Source organism: Flindersiella endophytica, from assembly GCF_054779015.1.
This window is the reverse complement of the sequence record NZ_BAAGYY010000024.1, coordinates 483470-499528: the sequence shown is the minus strand read 5'-3', so window position 1 is coordinate 499528 and position 16059 is coordinate 483470. Positions and strand designations below refer to the sequence as shown.

At 69.3% G+C, this 16059-nt stretch carries 16 protein-coding genes; 14 read left to right on the top strand and 2 right to left on the bottom strand.

Annotated elements, in window-relative coordinates; all coding sequences use genetic code 11:
* Positions 1–251 precede the first annotated feature (251 nt).
* A complete protein-coding gene (locus ACYVF6_RS30125; protein ID WP_460526598.1) occupies positions 252–587 on the bottom strand; it encodes a BlaI/MecI/CopY family transcriptional regulator in 336 nt (111 codons plus the stop codon).
* Between the two features lie 839 nt (positions 588–1426).
* Between ACYVF6_RS30125 and ACYVF6_RS30120 the strand changes: the two genes are divergently transcribed.
* From ACYVF6_RS30120 to ACYVF6_RS30105, 4 genes are all read left to right on the top strand, one after another.
* A complete protein-coding gene (locus ACYVF6_RS30120; protein WP_460526004.1) occupies positions 1427–2008 on the top strand; it encodes a M23 family metallopeptidase in 582 nt (193 codons plus the stop codon).
* A 93-nt stretch (positions 2009–2101) separates the two neighbouring features.
* Positions 2102–2551 carry a MarR family winged helix-turn-helix transcriptional regulator gene (locus tag ACYVF6_RS30115; RefSeq protein ID WP_460526003.1) on the top strand — a complete coding sequence of 150 codons (450 nt, stop codon included), beginning with the start codon at positions 2102–2104 and terminating at the stop codon, positions 2549–2551.
* A gap of 25 nt (positions 2552–2576) precedes the next feature.
* Positions 2577–3782, top strand: coding sequence for an MFS transporter (locus ACYVF6_RS30110; protein ID WP_460526002.1), 1206 nt, complete (start codon positions 2577–2579; stop codon positions 3780–3782).
* A gap of 111 nt (positions 3783–3893) precedes the next feature.
* Positions 3894–4409: a hypothetical protein gene (locus ACYVF6_RS30105; protein WP_460526001.1), complete on the top strand. Its 516-nt coding sequence runs from the start codon at positions 3894–3896 to the stop codon at positions 4407–4409.
* On the opposite strand, the gene ACYVF6_RS30100 is transcribed toward ACYVF6_RS30105, so the two are convergent.
* Positions 4396–5118, bottom strand: coding sequence for a class I SAM-dependent methyltransferase (locus ACYVF6_RS30100; protein ID WP_460526595.1), 723 nt, complete (start codon positions 5116–5118; stop codon positions 4396–4398). The genes ACYVF6_RS30105 and ACYVF6_RS30100 overlap by 14 nt on opposite strands.
* 35 nt (positions 5119–5153) lie before the next feature.
* Here ACYVF6_RS30100 and ACYVF6_RS30095 point away from each other — a divergent pair, with 35 nt between their 5' ends.
* The 10 genes from ACYVF6_RS30095 (at position 5154) to ACYVF6_RS30050 (ending at position 16035) form a co-directional block, all read left to right on the top strand.
* Positions 5154–5957: a hypothetical protein gene (locus ACYVF6_RS30095; protein WP_460526000.1), complete on the top strand. Its 804-nt coding sequence runs from the start codon at positions 5154–5156 to the stop codon at positions 5955–5957.
* An 85-nt stretch (positions 5958–6042) separates the two neighbouring features.
* Positions 6043–6849 carry an alpha/beta fold hydrolase gene (locus tag ACYVF6_RS30090; protein ID WP_460525999.1) on the top strand — a complete coding sequence of 269 codons (807 nt, stop codon included), beginning with the start codon at positions 6043–6045 and terminating at the stop codon, positions 6847–6849.
* 143 nt (positions 6850–6992) lie between these two features.
* Positions 6993–7790 (top strand): electron transfer flavoprotein subunit beta/FixA family protein, encoded by a 798-nt coding sequence (locus ACYVF6_RS30085; RefSeq protein ID WP_460525998.1) that lies wholly within the window; start codon positions 6993–6995, stop codon positions 7788–7790.
* Entirely contained in the window at positions 7790–8755 is a 966-nt protein-coding gene (locus ACYVF6_RS30080) for an electron transfer flavoprotein subunit alpha/FixB family protein (protein ID WP_460525997.1), read from the top strand. Before ACYVF6_RS30085 ends, ACYVF6_RS30080 begins: the two co-directional genes overlap by 1 nt.
* Positions 8756–9037: 282 nt before the next feature.
* Entirely contained in the window at positions 9038–9793 is a 756-nt protein-coding gene (locus ACYVF6_RS30075) for a response regulator transcription factor (RefSeq protein WP_460525996.1), read from the top strand.
* 10 nt (positions 9794–9803) lie between these two features.
* The gene (locus ACYVF6_RS30070) at positions 9804–10484 is read left to right on the top strand and encodes a HEAT repeat domain-containing protein (RefSeq protein ID WP_460525995.1); all 681 of its coding nucleotides are present in this window, start codon (positions 9804–9806) and stop codon (positions 10482–10484) included.
* A complete protein-coding gene (locus ACYVF6_RS30065) occupies positions 10481–11941 on the top strand; it encodes a sensor histidine kinase (protein ID WP_460525994.1) in 1461 nt (486 codons plus the stop codon). The genes ACYVF6_RS30070 and ACYVF6_RS30065 overlap by 4 nt, the downstream gene beginning before the upstream one ends.
* Before the next feature lie 83 nt (positions 11942–12024).
* Positions 12025–14091, top strand: a complete 2067-nt coding sequence (locus ACYVF6_RS30060) for an ArnT family glycosyltransferase (RefSeq protein ID WP_460525993.1) — start codon at positions 12025–12027, stop codon at positions 14089–14091.
* Positions 14084–15346: a bifunctional glycosyltransferase family 2/GtrA family protein gene (locus tag ACYVF6_RS30055; RefSeq protein WP_460525992.1), complete on the top strand. Its 1263-nt coding sequence runs from the start codon at positions 14084–14086 to the stop codon at positions 15344–15346. Before ACYVF6_RS30060 ends, ACYVF6_RS30055 begins: the two co-directional genes overlap by 8 nt.
* Positions 15347–15375: 29 nt before the next feature.
* A complete protein-coding gene (locus tag ACYVF6_RS30050) occupies positions 15376–16035 on the top strand; it encodes a TM2 domain-containing protein (RefSeq protein WP_460525991.1) in 660 nt (219 codons plus the stop codon).
* Positions 16036–16059: the final 24 nt, after the last annotated feature.

Genomic DNA, 16059 nt, shown 5'->3' with positions numbered 1-16059 from the left:
CTTTGGAGCCTCTGCCGCCCAAGGACAGGCCTTGTGGACAGGCTGGCGCCTGTCCATTGACCGCCGCTGCCACCAACCCACACCGGACGCCGTCGATGCGGGTGGCCCTGGCTGAGGGCCTCCGCCACCGGCTTGGGCTGAGGGCCTCCGCCACCGGCTTGGGCTGAGGGCCTCCGCCACCGGCTTGGGCTGAGGGCCTCCGCCACCGGCTTGCGCTTCGCTCTTCCGCCGTCGTGGGCGGGCGGGGATGGTCAGCCGGCCGGTTCTGGGGGCATGACGCGGAGGGCTGCTCTCAGCGCCTCCAGTTGATCCTCGGTCATGCCCTCGATGAAGTAGACCAGGGCCGCGCCGGGATTCTCGGCCACCGACCAGGCCTCGTGCATCAGGGAGGCGGTGTAGGCCTCGCGCGACATCACCGGTTCGTAGCGGTATGCCCGTTTGTGGGCCTCTCGCCGGAGCCAGCCCTTTCGGTAGAGCTTGTCCAAAACGGTCATGACAGTCGTGTACGCAAGCGGTCGATCGGGTAACAGGGCTTCCCGTACCTCGCGGACCTGGCTGGGTCCTTCAGAGGCCCAGAGCCGGAGCATCACCTGCTCCTCCAGCTCGCCGAACCTCGGCATTGTTGGTCCAACTCCCTTCCTGTGGCATCCCGTTTCACCCTGCTTGCGTGTGATCTGTGTCACTACGTTTGCGCTGAGTCCTATGCGCCATAGTAGCTACCCGAATCCAGAAAACGGACAAAGTGCCCATCGTGCTTCAAATGGAGCGATCACGGATTGTTCGCATCGTCACGATGTGTGCAAAAGTGCCAGGTCAAGGCAGTGGCAGGGCTGGGCGCACAACTCGCCGGTAGCTCGAGAACGGCCGGGAAACGCCCTGCGCCAGCTCGTCATCTGACGTCCGTGACTACGACTCGGCATCGTAGTAATCAAGCGATCACGGCCTAGTCAGGGGGCGGAAATGTCTGTTAGGAAAGTCCAGCGCTCGATACGAATAGCGGAACTACGCATGCCCCAAGATCCGCTTATTTGGCCGGGCGGCTTTTTAGAGCACGTTCCAGAACCATGGCCCCGCAGCAGGGCACAGCCCTCCATATTCATGCGGTTGACACCGTGTGCACGGAGTGTGCTGTCGACTGACCGAGGTTGTTGTGACATCAAGAAAAACATCGGAAAGGGGCGGCCGGCATAGGTCCGTCCGTCGCTTCCGATTGGGACTTGTTCCCTTGTTCACCGTTGGGCTGGTCGTTTCGAGTTCGACCTTGGCCGGCGGCAGTGCAATGATCAAGAACGACGCGCAGCCGAAACTGCTCAACGCTGACGCTTCGCACCGCGTCGATCTCTCCGACCGAAATCGGTCTCGGGCGGATCGGTCCGCTCGGGCCGTTCCGACGGCGACCGCGAGTCTGAGCCCCGACCTCACCACTTTGGCGCAGCGCAGCGCGGTGCAGGGCCGGACGGCTTACGCGGATCGCATCGCGCGCGAGAAGGCGGCCGCGAAGGCCAGGGCCGAAGCTGAGCGCAGGCAGGCCGAGGCTCGCAAGGCCGCGGCTGCGAAGGCGGCGCGCGACCTGGCTCGCAAGCGGGCGGCGGCGAAGGCGGCGCTGGCACGCGCCTGGCGACTCCCGGTGAGTGACTATCACCTGACGGCCACGTTCGGTCAGAGTGGCGGCAACTGGTCGTCCGGTTACCACACGGGACTGGACTTCGCGGCCTCCACCGGCACTCCGGTTCACGCCGTGCACTCCGGCACGATCATCGAGGCGGCCTACTCCGGCGCGTACGGAAACCGCATCAAGATGGAGCTGGACGACGGCACGGTGTTGTACTACTGCCACATGTCCGGCTTCGAGCGCACCAGCGGATCGGTGAGTGCGGGGGAGACGATCGGTTACGTCGGCGCGACCGGCAACGTGACCGGCCCGCACCTGCACTTCGAGGTTCGCCCCGGTGGTGGCGACCCGATCGACCCGTACGACTGGCTGCGGGACAAGGGCCTCAACCCCTAGTCGTCCTCGAGTAGAAGCTGCCCGGCCCTCCCTGCTTGGGCCGGGCAGCTTCTGCTTGCTTACTTAGCTTGTCTAACTTAGACTGGCTAAGTAATGACGAGAACTGTGCTGACCCAGGATCCTCGAGCGATCGAGCTCGCCGCGCAGATGCGGCCGCTGGTCTTCCGGCTCTACGACCTCGTACGCCGCCACTCGCCGCAGCTCAGCACCACCACACTCACGCAGAACTCCGTGCTCAGCGTGCTCGTCACCGACGGGCCGCAGCGGATGAGCGTGCTGGCCGAACGCGAAGGCGTCCGGCTGCCGACGATGACCAACGTGGTGGGCCGGCTGGAGCGGGCGGGCTACGTCCGCCGGGCGAGCGACCCCGACGACCGCCGGGTCGTGATGGTGTCCGCGACGCCACAGGCGCGGCGCGACGTCGCCCGCGTCCGGAAGGCTCGGGAGGCGTTCCTGCAGGAGCGGCTTGCGCGGTTGTCCGCCCGAGATCAGGAGTCGATCTCGCGGGCCTTGCCGGCGTTGGAGCGATTGCTGGATCAGTGAGGATTCGACGAGGGAAACAAAAGAGATGTCACAAGCACGATTGCTTGATGTCATAAAAGGACAGCCGAAATCGGTCTGGGTGGTGGCCTTCGCCGCCGTTATCGCGTTCATGGGTATCGGCCTGGTCGACCCGATCCTGCTTTCCATCGCGAAGGCATTTCACGCCGAGCCGTCGCAGGTGCCGTTGCTGTTCGCGTCATATCTGATCGTTCAGGTGCTGGCGATGCTGATCACCGGAATGCTGACCGCGCGGTTCGGTGCGAAACGCACCATGCTCGCCGGGCTCGCGTTCATCGTGGTGTTCGCCGGGGCGTGTGCGCTGGCCACTTCGATCACCGGGCTGGTCACACTGCGGGCCTTCTGGGGTCTCGGCAACGCGTTGTTCATCGCGACCGCGCTGACCGCGATCGTCGGTGCGGCGTCGGGCGGGCAGACCGCAGCGATCCTGCTGTACGAGGCCGCGCTCGGCCTCGGCATCTCGGCCGGCCCGCTGGTGGGCGCGGCGCTCGGCGGGATCTCCTGGCGCGGTCCGTTCCTCGGCACGTCGGTGTTGATGCTGGTCGCGTTCGTCTTCACGTTCTTCCTGCTGCCTGCCGACCACGAAGCCCATACGGCAAGACCGTCGATCGCCGCACCGTTCAGGGCGCTGCGCTCGCGCCGGCTGCTGGCGGTCTCGCTGTCGGCGATGCTCTACACGTACGCGTTCTTCACGGTGCTGGCCTGGACGCCGTTCGTCCTGGAGTACGGCCCGTACGCCGTCGGCGCGATCTTCTTCGGCTGGGGTGTCCTGGTCGCGATCTCGGGTGTGCTGGTCGGCCCCCGGCTGGCGGCGAAGCTCGGCGAGCGGAACGCCACTATGGCCGTGCTCGGCCTGTACGTCGTGCTGCTGCTCGGGTTCATCTGGGGCCCGAAGTGGATGGTCGCGGCCGCCGCGATCGCCTCGGGTATCGCGTCCGGCTGCCTGAACACGCTGCTCACCGGCATGGCGATGTCGGTCTCGAGCGCACCGAGGCCGATCGCGAGCGCCGGGTACAACTTCCTGCGCTGGCTCGGCGGTGCCGGAGCCGCACTGCTCGTGGGTCACGTCGCCGAGTGGGCGGGGTCGCAGCGGGCTCCGTTCACGATCGCCGCGGTGCTCGGTGTGGCCGCGATCGGGCTGATGGCGATGGGCCGCGAACCCAACCCGTCGACCGTTCCGGCGGAAGCCGTCGTGGTGGGCGAAGAGGTGTAACCGGGCGGCCACTCTTCCCGCTCGGGCGGTTCTGGTCCAGACTTGGGCGTATCGTCAGGCAACGGGCTTGGCGGCAGGGGATCGGACCGAGACTGGGCGAGGGGGCCTGTCGTGGCACAAGACGACCACGGGCCGGGTACCGAACGCGAGCCCGCGCACGTCGGCGCGCCGGCGGAGCCGGAGAACGGCAAGCGGGCCGACAACGGCGGCAATGGTGGCAACGGCAACGGTGGTAACGGCAACGGCGACAAGAGCGCGGCGGCCGAGCGGCCGGCGCTGAGCTCGCGGGTCGGCCCGCGGGCGCGGGTGCGCGAGAGCAGCTCCTCGCCGGCGCCGGGTTCGGGTGCCGTTCGTAAGGTGCGCGACCTGCTGGCGACAGCGGTGCTGACGGTTGCCGTGCTGGCCGCGCTGGTGCTCGCTCTCGGCGCGGTGCTGGCCGGCCTGAAGGCGAACGTCAACAACCCGATCGTCTCGGGTGTGCTCGACCTGGCCAACCGTCTGGACGGCCCGTTCGCCGACGTCTTCACGTTCACCAGCGTGATCAAGCAGACGCTGGTCAACTGGGGGATCGCGGCCGCGGTCTACCTCATCGCCGGTCGCATCATCGAACGCGTCATCCGGCCGTAGCGGGCGTAGCGATCGCCAGCAGGTCGAGGCTGGTGTCGAGCTCGCCGGGGCGGAGCACGAAGTCTTCCGCGGTCAGCGAGGCGACGAAGGCCGTGAGTGCGGGCGCCCAGTGTTCCGGGGGCTCGGCGAGCTGGGCGTCGACGAGGGAGCCGTTGTCGCGTTCCCAGTCGTCGATGCGCTCGCCGTGCCAGAGCCCGAGCAGCTCGACCGTCCCGAACTCCGCCCGCAGCACCTCCAGCAGTTCGGCGGCTACGAACTCCCTGGTGTGGCAGATGTTGCCGGGCGGGAACGTCAGCCGGTTCGGCGTCGCGAGCAGTATGCGCCCGCCGGGGCGCACGACCCGCGCGCACTCGGCGACGAACGCCTCCTGGTCCCACAGGTGCTCGATGGTCTGCAGACTGACCAGAACATCGAACGCGTCGGAGGCGTACGGCAGCTGGACGAGGTTGCCGCGGACGACCGGCACGCCGGGATAGCGTTGCCGGACGTGCGCGACCGTCGTCTCGTCGTAGTCGAGCGCGGTGAGCGTGCGAACGTGCGGGCGCAGCAGCTCGGCGCCGTAGCCCTCGCCGCAGCCCGCGTCGAGCACGCGAGCCCCTGGCGTGGCGGTCAGCTGCCGGCGTACCCACTGGTAGACGACCTCGTGACGGCGGAACCAGTAGTTCTCGTGGCCGATGCCTGGCAACGTCCGCTCACCGGTCAACCGCATCACGCCGGAAGCGTACTGGACGATATGCGGCTACCATGCCCTTTCTGCGCCACCCCACCCACGCCGCCAACGCCGACGAGAGGGTGAACGACATAGCACTCAGCGACATCAAGACCGTGTGGAAACCGGTCAAACCCTGGGTCGAACCAGTCGTCGCGGAGATCTGCACCACCCGCCGCATCTACTTCGTCTGGGGAAAGAGCAGCGGCACGTCCGGGGAGCATCCGCTCGGCCGTGCGCTCGACTTCTCCGTGCTCGAATACGGCAACGGTGTACCGGATCCGGGCCCGGCACGACCGGCGCTCGGCGACGAGATCGCCAACTACCTCTGGGCCAACCGGGTCCGGCTGAACATCTGGTACATCATCTGGAGTCGCCGGATCATCTCGACGAACCCGGACAGCTACGCCTACAACCGCTGGACCACCTATCGCGGTGACAACCCGCACACCGACCACGTGCACGTCTCGTTCGAGGCGTCGGGAACGTACACACCTCCGGAGGACGACATGCCGATCAGCGACGCCGACGCCCGCAAGATCGCCACGGCGGTCTGGGGCCACCGGCTCGACCCAGGACCGTTCGCCGAACGGGTAGGTGGCTACCCGCCCGAGACGACGTACCCCGCGGGCGGGCTGCTCGTGGGGTCCGACGCCTACGGGCGAGAAGACCACCGCATGTGGCCGCAGGTCCTGCAGGCACTGGCCGACCTGGCCAAGCCGATGACGGACGAGGAGCGGTCGCAGCTGGCGCTCAAGCTCGCCGAGCAGGTACGCGAGATGACCAACGCCTCCGACTCCGTCGAATCCGGCGACGAGTCCGGGCCCGCGAATACCTGAGAGCGCCGAGATCAGCGAAGACAACGACGGCGGCGACATCAGCGAGCGCCTGGTCGGCACCGATGACGGCGTATCGCTGTGGACTGTGCGCACGGGCGCCGGCCGGCCGTTCGTGCTGTGCCACGGCGGGCCGGGCTTGTGGGACGAGCTCGGCCCGCTCGCCTCGATGGTCGAGGACCAGGCCACGGTGCTGCGCTGGGACCAGCGCGGCGCCGGCCGGTCCGACCACGCGGGGCCGTACAAGATCGACCGCTTCGTCGCCGACCTGGAGTGCATACGCGAACAGTCCGGCTGGGAGTCGTGGATCGTCGGCGGACACAGCTGGGGCGCGGGGCTGGCACTGCGGTACGCCCTGGCGCATCCCGGCCGGACCGACGCGCTGGTCTGTGTTTCCGGCACCGACCTGCGCTGGAACGAGCACCGGATCGCCTACCGCCGCGAGCAGGTCGCCCGGCTCGGCCCTCACCTGCGGCGCTGGGAGGACCTGGTCGCCAACGAGCTGCGCACGCCGGCCGAGACCCACGAGATGAACCTGCTGTCGTGGAGCACGGACTTCGGGGACCGGTCTGCCGCGCTGGAGCTCGCGAAGCGATGGGCCTACGACCGGTTCGAGATCTCGCTGGAGGCCAACTTCGGGCTCGGCAGCGAGTTCGCGCGTACCGACCAGGACGCGCTGGCCAAGGCGTGCGGTGACCTGGACGTACCCGCGCTCGTCGTGCACGGCGAGGCGGATCCGCGGCCGGTCGACGGGCCGGCCGAGCTGGCCGGAGTTCTGCCACGTGGCCGGCTGGCGCGACTGCCTGGCGTCGGGCACGTTCCGTGGGCCGAGCGGCCGGAGCTGTGCCGCGAGGCGCTGCGCGGGTTTCTCGCCGAGCTGGACGGCGGGTCCTGACGACGGTGTTTGCGCCGAAAGCTACTCGCCAGTAACCTCCGAGTTCTGGGGATGTCCAGGCCTGCGTCCCGGCCCTGTCTGCTGTCCTGGCAGGCTGGAGCGCGGGCTTACGTTCTTGCGACACAAGGAGGCGGCTGCCGACCATGAAGATCGTTGTGTGCGTGAAGTACGTGCCGGACGCTGCCGGCGAACGCGGCTTCGACAGCGCCGACAACACCGTTGACCGTTCCAGCAACCCGGGCATCCTGTCCGAGCTCGACGAGCACGCGATCGAGGCCGCGCTGCAGCTCGCCGAGGCGAAGGGTGACACCCAGGTCGTCGCGCTGACGGTGGGGCCCGACGGTGCCACCGATGCGATCAAGAAGGCACTGCAGCTCGGCGCCGACGCCGGAGTCCACCTGGTCGACGACGCGGTGCACGGCTCCGACGCGGTTGGCACCTCGCTGGTGCTGGCCAGGGCGCTGGAGAAGTACACCGCGGACGAGGGCCCGGTCGACCTCGTGCTGTGCGGCATGGCGTCCACCGACGGTGGCATGTCGGTCGTACCCACGATGCTGGCCGAGCGGCTCGGGCTGCCGGCCGTGACGTTCGCTGCCGAGGTCGAAGTCGGTGACGGCACCGTCCGCGTCCGCCGCGACGGCGAGGCCGCCACCGAGACCATCGAGGCGAGCCTGCCGGCGCTGGTGTCGGTCACCGACCAGGCCAACGAGCCGCGCTACGCCGCGTTCAAGAACATCCTCGCCGCCAAGAAGAAGCCCGTGACGACCTGGGCGCTCGCCGACGTCGGCGTGGAGCCGTCAGAGGTCGGGCTCGGCGCCGCGTGGACCGCCGTCGAGTCGTTCGAGCAGCGCCCACCGCGGCAGAAGGGCACGATCGTCACCGACGAAGGCGACGCCGGCGCGCAGCTGGTCGCCTTCCTCGCCGAAAGGAAGTTCGTCTGATGGCTGAGGTTCTCGTTCTCGTCGATCACGCAGACGGCAAGGTACGCAAGACCACCACCGAGCTGCTCACGATCGCCCGCCGGCTCGGCGAGCCGTCCGCGGTCTTCGTCGGATCCGGGTACGACGCCGCCCGCGCGACGCTGGCGGAGTACGGCGCCGCGAAGGTCTACGTACTGGAGCAGCCGGAGCTGTCGGACTACCTCGTCGTGCCCAAGGCCGAGGCGCTGGCCGAGCTGGTCTCGCGTACTCAACCGGCCGCGGTCCTGGTCTCTGCGAGCCCGGAGGGCAAGGAGATCGCCGGACGGCTGGCGATCAAGACCTCGTCCGGGCTGATCACCGACGCGGTCGACGTACAGGCCGGCGCGGATGGTGCGCCGGTGACCGTGCAGTCGGTGTTCGCCGGCAACTACACCGTGAACGCCAAGGTCACCCACGGCACCCCGATCATCGCGGTCAAACCGAACGCGGCGACGCCAGAGCCTTCGGAGGGCGCGGCGGTCGAAGAGAAGGTCGAGGTCGAGATCTCCGACCTGGCCAAGACCGCCCGCGTGGTCTCGCGAGAGGAACGGGCAGCCGCCGCGCGCCCTGACCTGGCAGAGGCCGGCATCGTGATCTCCGGCGGCCGCGGGGTCGGGTCGGCGGAGAACTTCGCGCTGATCGAGCAACTGGCGGATGCGCTCGGTGCCGCGGTCGGCGCCTCCCGAGCAGTGGTCGACGCTGGGTGGTACCCCCACGCCTACCAGGTGGGGCAGACCGGCAAGACCGTCTCGCCGCAGCTCTACATCGCGGCCGGCATCTCGGGCGCGATCCAGCACCGAGCCGGCATGCAGACCGCCGAGACGGTCGTCGTGATCAACAAGGACCCGGAGGCGCCGCTGTTCGAACTGGCGGACTTCGGCATCGTCGGCGACCTGCACAAAGTCGTGCCGCAAGCGCTGGAGGAGATCCAGAAGCGCAAGGGCTGAGGGTCACTGCCCGCCGGCCGGCGTCAGGCCGACAGCAAGTCGCCGCGCCGGTGGATTGGTGGCGGCGGCGGGTTAGTGGCGGTCAAGCTTGCTTGACCGCCAAGGGCTTCTCGATTTGGCGGCAGAGGCGCCGAAACAAGCTCCGCCGCCGCCATCAATCCACCGGCGCCCCTTCGACCTCAGCCCCGGCCACCACTTCTGCCCAGCCCGCCACCGACGTCCACAGCAAGCTCACAGGTTCGGCTCAGGCCCGCCCCAGGGTTCGGGCGCACAGTTGGGTACATGAGCAGTGTGCGTACTCCTCCCCAGCCAGGCGCCGGAGCGGGCCTGACCACGCCGGACGGCCGCCCGGTGCGCCTCCTGGTGGTCGACGACGAGCCGACCCTGGCCGACCTGCTGTCGATGGCACTTCGCTACGAAGGCGGCGAGGTCGAGAAGGCCGGCGACGGGCGAACGGCGATCCGCCTGGCCCGGGAGTTCCGGCCGGACGCAGTGGTGCTCGACATCATGCTGCCTGACATCGACGGCCTCGAGGTGATGCAGCGCCTGCGCGCCGACGCCCCGAACGTCCCCGTCCTGTTCCTGACGGCAAGGGACGCGGTCGAGGACCGGATCGCCGGCCTCACAGCAGGCGGCGACGACTACGTGACCAAGCCGTTCTCGCTCGAAGAGGTCGTCGCGCGGCTGCGTGGCCTGCTCCGCCGTACGCTCGGCAGCCCTCAGCGCCAGGAGGCCCAGCTCGTCGTCGGCGATCTCGTGATGGACGAGGACAGCCGCGAAGTACGCCGCGGCAACGACGAGATCCGCCTCACCGCCACCGAGTTCGAGTTGCTGCGCTACCTCATGCGCAACCCCCGGCGCGTGCTGAGCAAGGCGCAGATTCTCGACCACGTGTGGAACTACGACTTCGGCGGCCAGGCCAACGTCGTCGAGCTCTACATCTCCTACCTCCGCAAGAAGATCGACAACGGCCGCCCGCCGATGATCCACACCATGCGTGGCGCAGGCTACGTCCTGCGCCCCGCCAGCCAGAACTAGCATCACGGTCATGACCAAGCGAGCGGACTGGCCGGCCCACCTGCGTACGCACTCGGGCCTGCCCGGTCCACGGGGGAACCTCACGCTGGCACAGTCGTTCGCCGACGAGGGGACCGCTTCGGACTTCGACGAGGTGATCGCGACCGACGAGGAGTACCTCGTGCTGTGCGGCGTGATCGGCCTCGGCCGGCTGGTCGCAGAGCAGCCCGATCGATTGCTTGAAACGCGCCTGCACCAGCACGCCTCCGACCAGCGCTGGCGGGTACGCGAGGGCGTCGCCATGGCGCTGCAACGCCTCGGCGACGCCGACCCGGAACGCCTGGTCGCGCTGGCGAAAGCGTGGGCCGCCGACACCGACCCGCTGGTCCAGCGCGCCGCGATCGCCGGAATCTGCGAGCCTCGGCTGCTCAAGCGCCAGGAAACCGCCGCGGCCGCGCTGCGGATCTGCGCCGACGTCACGAGCTCTCTCGCCCGCCGTCCCGCTGACGAGCGCCGCTCGGATCCGGTACGCGCGTTGCGCAAGGCACTGGGCTACTGCTGGAGCGTCGCCGTCGCGGCCGACCCGGCCACCGGCCTGCTGGCGTTCAAAGCGCTGAAGGCGTCCGAAGCCGATGCCGACGTCGCGTGGATCGTACGGGAGAACAGCAAGAAGGTCCGCCTCGCCAAACTGCTGCCGGCGCCAGGGCCATGAACCGCCTGCGAACGAGACCGTTACGCACCTGGACGTTGCGTACGAAGCTGGTCGCCGCGATGATCGGGCTGCTCACGGTCGTCAGTGTCGTGATCGGGGTGCTGACGATGCTCTCGCTGAACCGCGTCCTGATCGGGCAGGTCGACGACGAGCTCGATCGGACCGCCGGCCCAGTCGCGCATGACATCCAGGAGGGACGCACCCCGCTGGACATGACCCAGGGACCGCTCGTGCCGGACACGCTGGTCGCGTACGTCAAGGACGGCGAGGTCGTCACAGCCGGTGTCAGCCAGTTCCGCGCCGGCCCGAAGGCTCTGAGCGCCGGCCAGCGGCAGGCGCTCCTCGAGCTCGACCTCGACGACTACGGACCGGGCGGGGCCGGCCGCACCAACGCCGCGGTGGGCGACCTTGGTCGCTTCCGGCTCACCGAGATCGCGACCGGCCCCGGTGACCGGATCATCGTCGGGCGGTCGCTGGCGCGGGTCGACAACACCATCGTGCAGCTGTCGGTAAGCGTTTCCATGCTGGGCCTGGCCGGGCTGATCGCCGCCGGGCTGGTCGGCACCTGGATCGTCCGGCACTCGTTGCAGCCGTTGCGCCGCGTCGCCCGGACGGCGGGGCGGGTGGCCGAGCTGCCGCTCGACAGGGGAGAGGTCGCGCTCGCCGAACGGGTGCCCGCACCAGACACCGACCCGAACACCGAGGTCGGCCAGGTCGGCAACGCGCTCAACAGCATGCTCGACCACATCGACGCGGCGCTCGCCGCGAGACAGGCCAGCGAGACGCGCGTCCGCCAGTTCGTCGCCGACGCGAGCCACGAGCTGCGCACGCCGCTCTCGGCGATCCGCGGCTACTCCGAAGTGACCCGGCGCGGGGGGCAGGAAGTACCCCCCGACGTCGCGCACGCGATGCGCCGTGTCGAGTCGGAGACCGAACGGATGACGACGCTCGTCGACGACCTGTTGCTCCTCGCCCGGCTGGACTCCGGCCGGCCCCTGGATCGCGAGCCCGTCGACCTGACCCACCTCGTCATCGACGCCGTGAGCGACGCGCACGTCGCCGGCCCCGACCATCAGTGGACGCTGGAGCTGCCGGACGAGCCCGTCGAGGTGTCCGGTGATCCCAACCGCCTGCACCAGGTGCTCGCGAACCTGCTCGCCAACGCACGCACGCACACGCCGCCAGGTACGAAAGTCACCGTCGGCCTGGCGAACGAGAGCAGTGGCAACGTCCACTTGACAGTGGCCGACAACGGTCCGGGCGTTCCCGAAGAGCTGCGGCCGGACATCTTCGAACGCTTCGCCCGCGGCGACTCCTCCCGCTCGCGAGCCGCCGGCAGCACCGGGCTGGGCCTGGCGATCGTGGCTGCCGTGGTCGAGGCACACCACGGCACCGTGAGCGTCGACAGCGAACCCGGCCGCACTGTCTTCACGGTCACGCTGCCCGCCGCCGCGTAAGTTCACGAGCGCGAAATCTACTCACAGCCGCTCCAAAGGTTGGCCACAAAGGGCTAACAGCGTCCGCCGGAATTGTCGTAGGCATGACGACGACTATGCCGCGAGACCTGGAAACTCCACAGGTACAGAAAAAACAGGCGACGCGCCCGCGCTGGGAGCGGCCGGCGCTGATCGCCCTCCTGGTCGTCACCGGCGTCCTCTACATCTGGGGACTCGGTGCGTCCGGCTGGGCCAACTCGTTCTACTCCGCCGCAGTGCAAGCCGGATCGGAGAGCTGGAAGGCGTTCTTCTACGGCTCGTCTGATGCCGCGAACGCCATCACGGTCGACAAGCCGCCGGCGGCGCTGTGGATCATGGCGTTGTCGGTACGGATCTTCGGGCTCAGCGGCTGGAGCATCCTGGTTCCGCAGGCGCTGATGGGAGTCGCGTCCGTCGGAGTGCTGTACGCCACCGTCCGCCGGTGGTTCTCGCCGTCGGCCGCGTTGCTGTCCGGGCTCGCGCTGGCGCTCACACCCGTCGCCACGTTGATGTTCCGGTTCAACAACCCGGACGCGCTGCTCACGCTGCTGATGACGATCGGCGCCTACGCGACCGTACGTGCGGTGGAGAAGGGCAGCACGAGGTGGCTCGTGCTGGTCGGCGTCCTGGTCGGATTCGGCTTCCTCACCAAGATGCTGCAGGCGCTGCTGGTGGTGCCGGTGTTCGCGCTGGTCTACCTGATCGCCGGGCAGCCGCGGCTGCGCCGCCGGATCGGGCAACTCCTGCTCGCCGGGCTGGCGATGGTGCTGTCGGCCGGCTGGTGGATCGCGATCGTCGAGCTGGTGCCGGCGCAGTACCGGCCGTACATCGGCGGCTCGCAGAACAACAGCATCCTCGAGCTCACGCTCGGGTACAACGGCCTCGGCCGGCTGACCGGCGACGAGACCGGCAGCGTCGGCGGTGGCGATGGGCAGGGCAACGGGATGTGGGGCGAGACCGGCCTCACCCGGCTGTTCGACGCCGAGATCGGCGGCCAGATCTCCTGGCTGATACCCGCGGTGCTGCTGTTCTTCGCCGTCATGCTGTGGCTGACCCGGCGGCTGCCGCGTACCGACAAGACCCGCGCGGCGTTCGTGCTGTGGGGCGGCTGGCTGCTGGTCACCGGACTGGTGTTCAGCCTGATGCAGGGCATCTTCCACGCGTACTACACCGTCGCGCTGGCACCCGCCGTCGCGGCTCTGGCGGGCCTGGGTGCGGCGCTGCTGTGGCGGCAGCGGGAGCACCTGGTCGCTTCGGTGACGCTGGCGGTCGGACTGGCGCTCACGTCGGTCTGGTCGTACGTGCTGCTGACCCGAAGCTCGGACTTCCTGCCGTGGCTGCGGTACGTCGTGCTGGTCGCCGGGCTCGGTGCCGCGGTCGGGCTGCTGGTGATGACGTTCCTGCCGGCGCCGGCGAAGGCGGTCGCGGGGAAGCTGGTCGCGACGGTCGCGGTGCTGGCCGCGCTGGCCGGGCCGGCGGCGTACTCGATCGACACCGCGAGCACGGCCGAAGCGGGCTCGATCGTGTCGGCGGGTCCGGCGGTGGCGGGCGCCATGGGCGGACCTGGTGGCGGGTTCCGCGGCGGTCCGCCGCCCGGCATGACCGGCCAGAACGGCCAGACCAACCAAAACAGTCAGACCCAGAACGGTCAGACCCAGAACGGCTTCCCGCAGGTCCCGGGTCAGGCGCAGGGTCAGCAGAACCAGGGCCAACAGAACCAGAGCCAGCAAGGGCCCGGCCAGGACGGCGGGATGGGTGGGCTGCTCGGTGGCAGCCAGGTCAGCGACGAGATGGTCGCGCTCCTGCAGGAGAACGCGAGCTCCTACACCTGGGTCGCGGCCGCGGTCGGCTCGAACAACGCCTCTTCCTACCAGCTGGAGAGCGGCTACCCGGTGATGGCGATCGGCGGCTTCAACGGCAGCGATCCAGCACCGACGCTGGCGCAGTTCAAGCAGTACGTCGCCGCGGGCAAGATCCACTACTTCATCGGCGGTGGCGGCTTCGGCGGCCAGAGCATGGGCGGCAGCAGCGAGTCGTCGGAGATCGCGTCCTGGGTCCAGGCGAACTTCGAGTCGACGACGGTCGGCAACGTCACGGTGTACGACCTGAGCGGCGGTGCCACCGATGCCTAGGCTCGAGACCACCACGGCCCGCACACTCGCCGGTACGGCCGAGGTCGAGACCCGGCCCGTCCTCGACGTCGTGATCCCCGTCTACAACGAGGAGATCGACCTCGGGCCCAGCGTGCGCCGGCTGCACGACCACCTGGCGGCGACGTTCCCGTACCCCTTCCGGATCACGATCGCCGACAACGCCAGCACCGACGGCACGTACCCGCTCGCGCAGGAGCTCGCGCGGGACCTGCCCGAGGTCGCCGCGGTCCACCTGGACGCGAAGGGCCGCGGCCGCGCACTCCGGCACGTCTGGTCGGCCTCCGACGCGGCGGTGCTGGCGTACATGGACGTCGACCTGTCGACCGACCTCGCGGCGCTGCTGCCGCTGGTCGCGCCGCTGATCTCCGGGCACTCCGACCTGGCGATCGGTACGCGGCTGGCCAAGGCGTCCAGGGTCGTACGGGGAGCCAAGCGCGAGTTCATCTCGCGCTGCTACAACCTGATCCTGCGCGGGACGCTGGCGGCGAGGTTCTCCGACGCCCAGTGCGGCTTCAAGGCGATCCGGCGTGAGGTGGCCGAGCGGCTGCTGCCGCTGGTCGAGGACACCGGCTGGTTCTTCGACACCGAGCTGCTGGTGCTCGCCGAACGGGCCGGCCTGCGGATCCACGAGGTGCCGGTCGACTGGGTGGACGACCCCGACAGCCGGGTCGACATCGTGTCGACCGCGCTCGCCGACCTGAAGGGCGTCGTACGGCTGGTTCGTGCGTTCACCACCGGCCGGCTGCCGCTGGCGGAGGTACGCGGCGCGCTCGGCCGGGCGCCGCTCGGCCCACCTCCGTCCGGCGTGCCCGGTGGCATGCTGCGGCAGCTGGTCCGGTTCGGCGCGGTGGGCGTCGCGAGCACGATCGCGTACCTCGTGCTGTTCTCTCTGCTGCGGCTCGGCACCGGCGCGCAGGTGGCGAACCTGCTGGCGCTGCTGACCACGGCGCTGCTGAACACCGCCGCGAACCGGCGCCTGACGTTCGGTGTCAGGGGCCGGGAGGCGGTCGGGCGGCATCACCTCCAGGGGCTGGTCGTCTTCGGGATCGGGCTGGCGCTCACCAGCGGCTCGCTCGCCGGACTACACGCGGTCACGGCCACGCCGCACCGGGCGGTCGAGCTGGTCGTTCTGGTGGCCGCGAACCTGGCCGCGACGGTTGTCCGGTTCGTGCTACTGCGTGCCTGGGTCTTTCGACCCTTTGACCGGCGCGCCGGGGGACGTGAGCTGCGCTGAGTCACGAAGGGCCGCTACCATCACGTGCCATGTCGTCGAATCCGCCTGAATCGTCCGATCCCTACGGCCAGCAGCCCTCGAGCGGCTCGGAGCAGTCCGGGGCGCAGTCGTGGCAGTCGCATGGCCAGCAAGACCAGCAGCCGTGGCAGTCGCACGGCCAGCAGGAACAGCAGCCATGGCAGTCCCACGGCCAGCAAGACCCGTCGGCCTACGGCCAGCCGGGCCAGCAGGCTTACGGCCAACCGCAGGACCAGGGCTACGGTCAGCAGTCGTCCGCCTACGGTCAGCAGGCCGGCTACGGTCAGCAGGGCCAGCAGGGCTACGGCCAGCAGCAGGGCTACGGCTACGGCCAGCAGGGCCAGCAGGCCGGCTACGGCCAGGCAGCTGGTGGCTACGGCGCCGCCGGAGGCCAGCCCGCGGGCTATGACCCGAACGCTCCGTACGGCTACGACCCGCGTACGGGCCTGCCCTACTCCGACAAGCAGAAGATGGTCGCCGGTCTGCTGGGGATCTTCCTCGGTGGCTTCGGTGCCGGCCGGTTCTACATGGGTGACACCAAGATCGGTGTGATCCAGCTGGTCGTCAGCCTCGTGACCTGTGGCGCCGGTGCGCTCTGGGGTCTGATCGACGGGATCATGATCCTGGCCAACGGCGGCGTCGACGGTCAGGGCCGTCCGTTGCGCGACTGAGGCTCTCAGGGCTCATAACCGAAC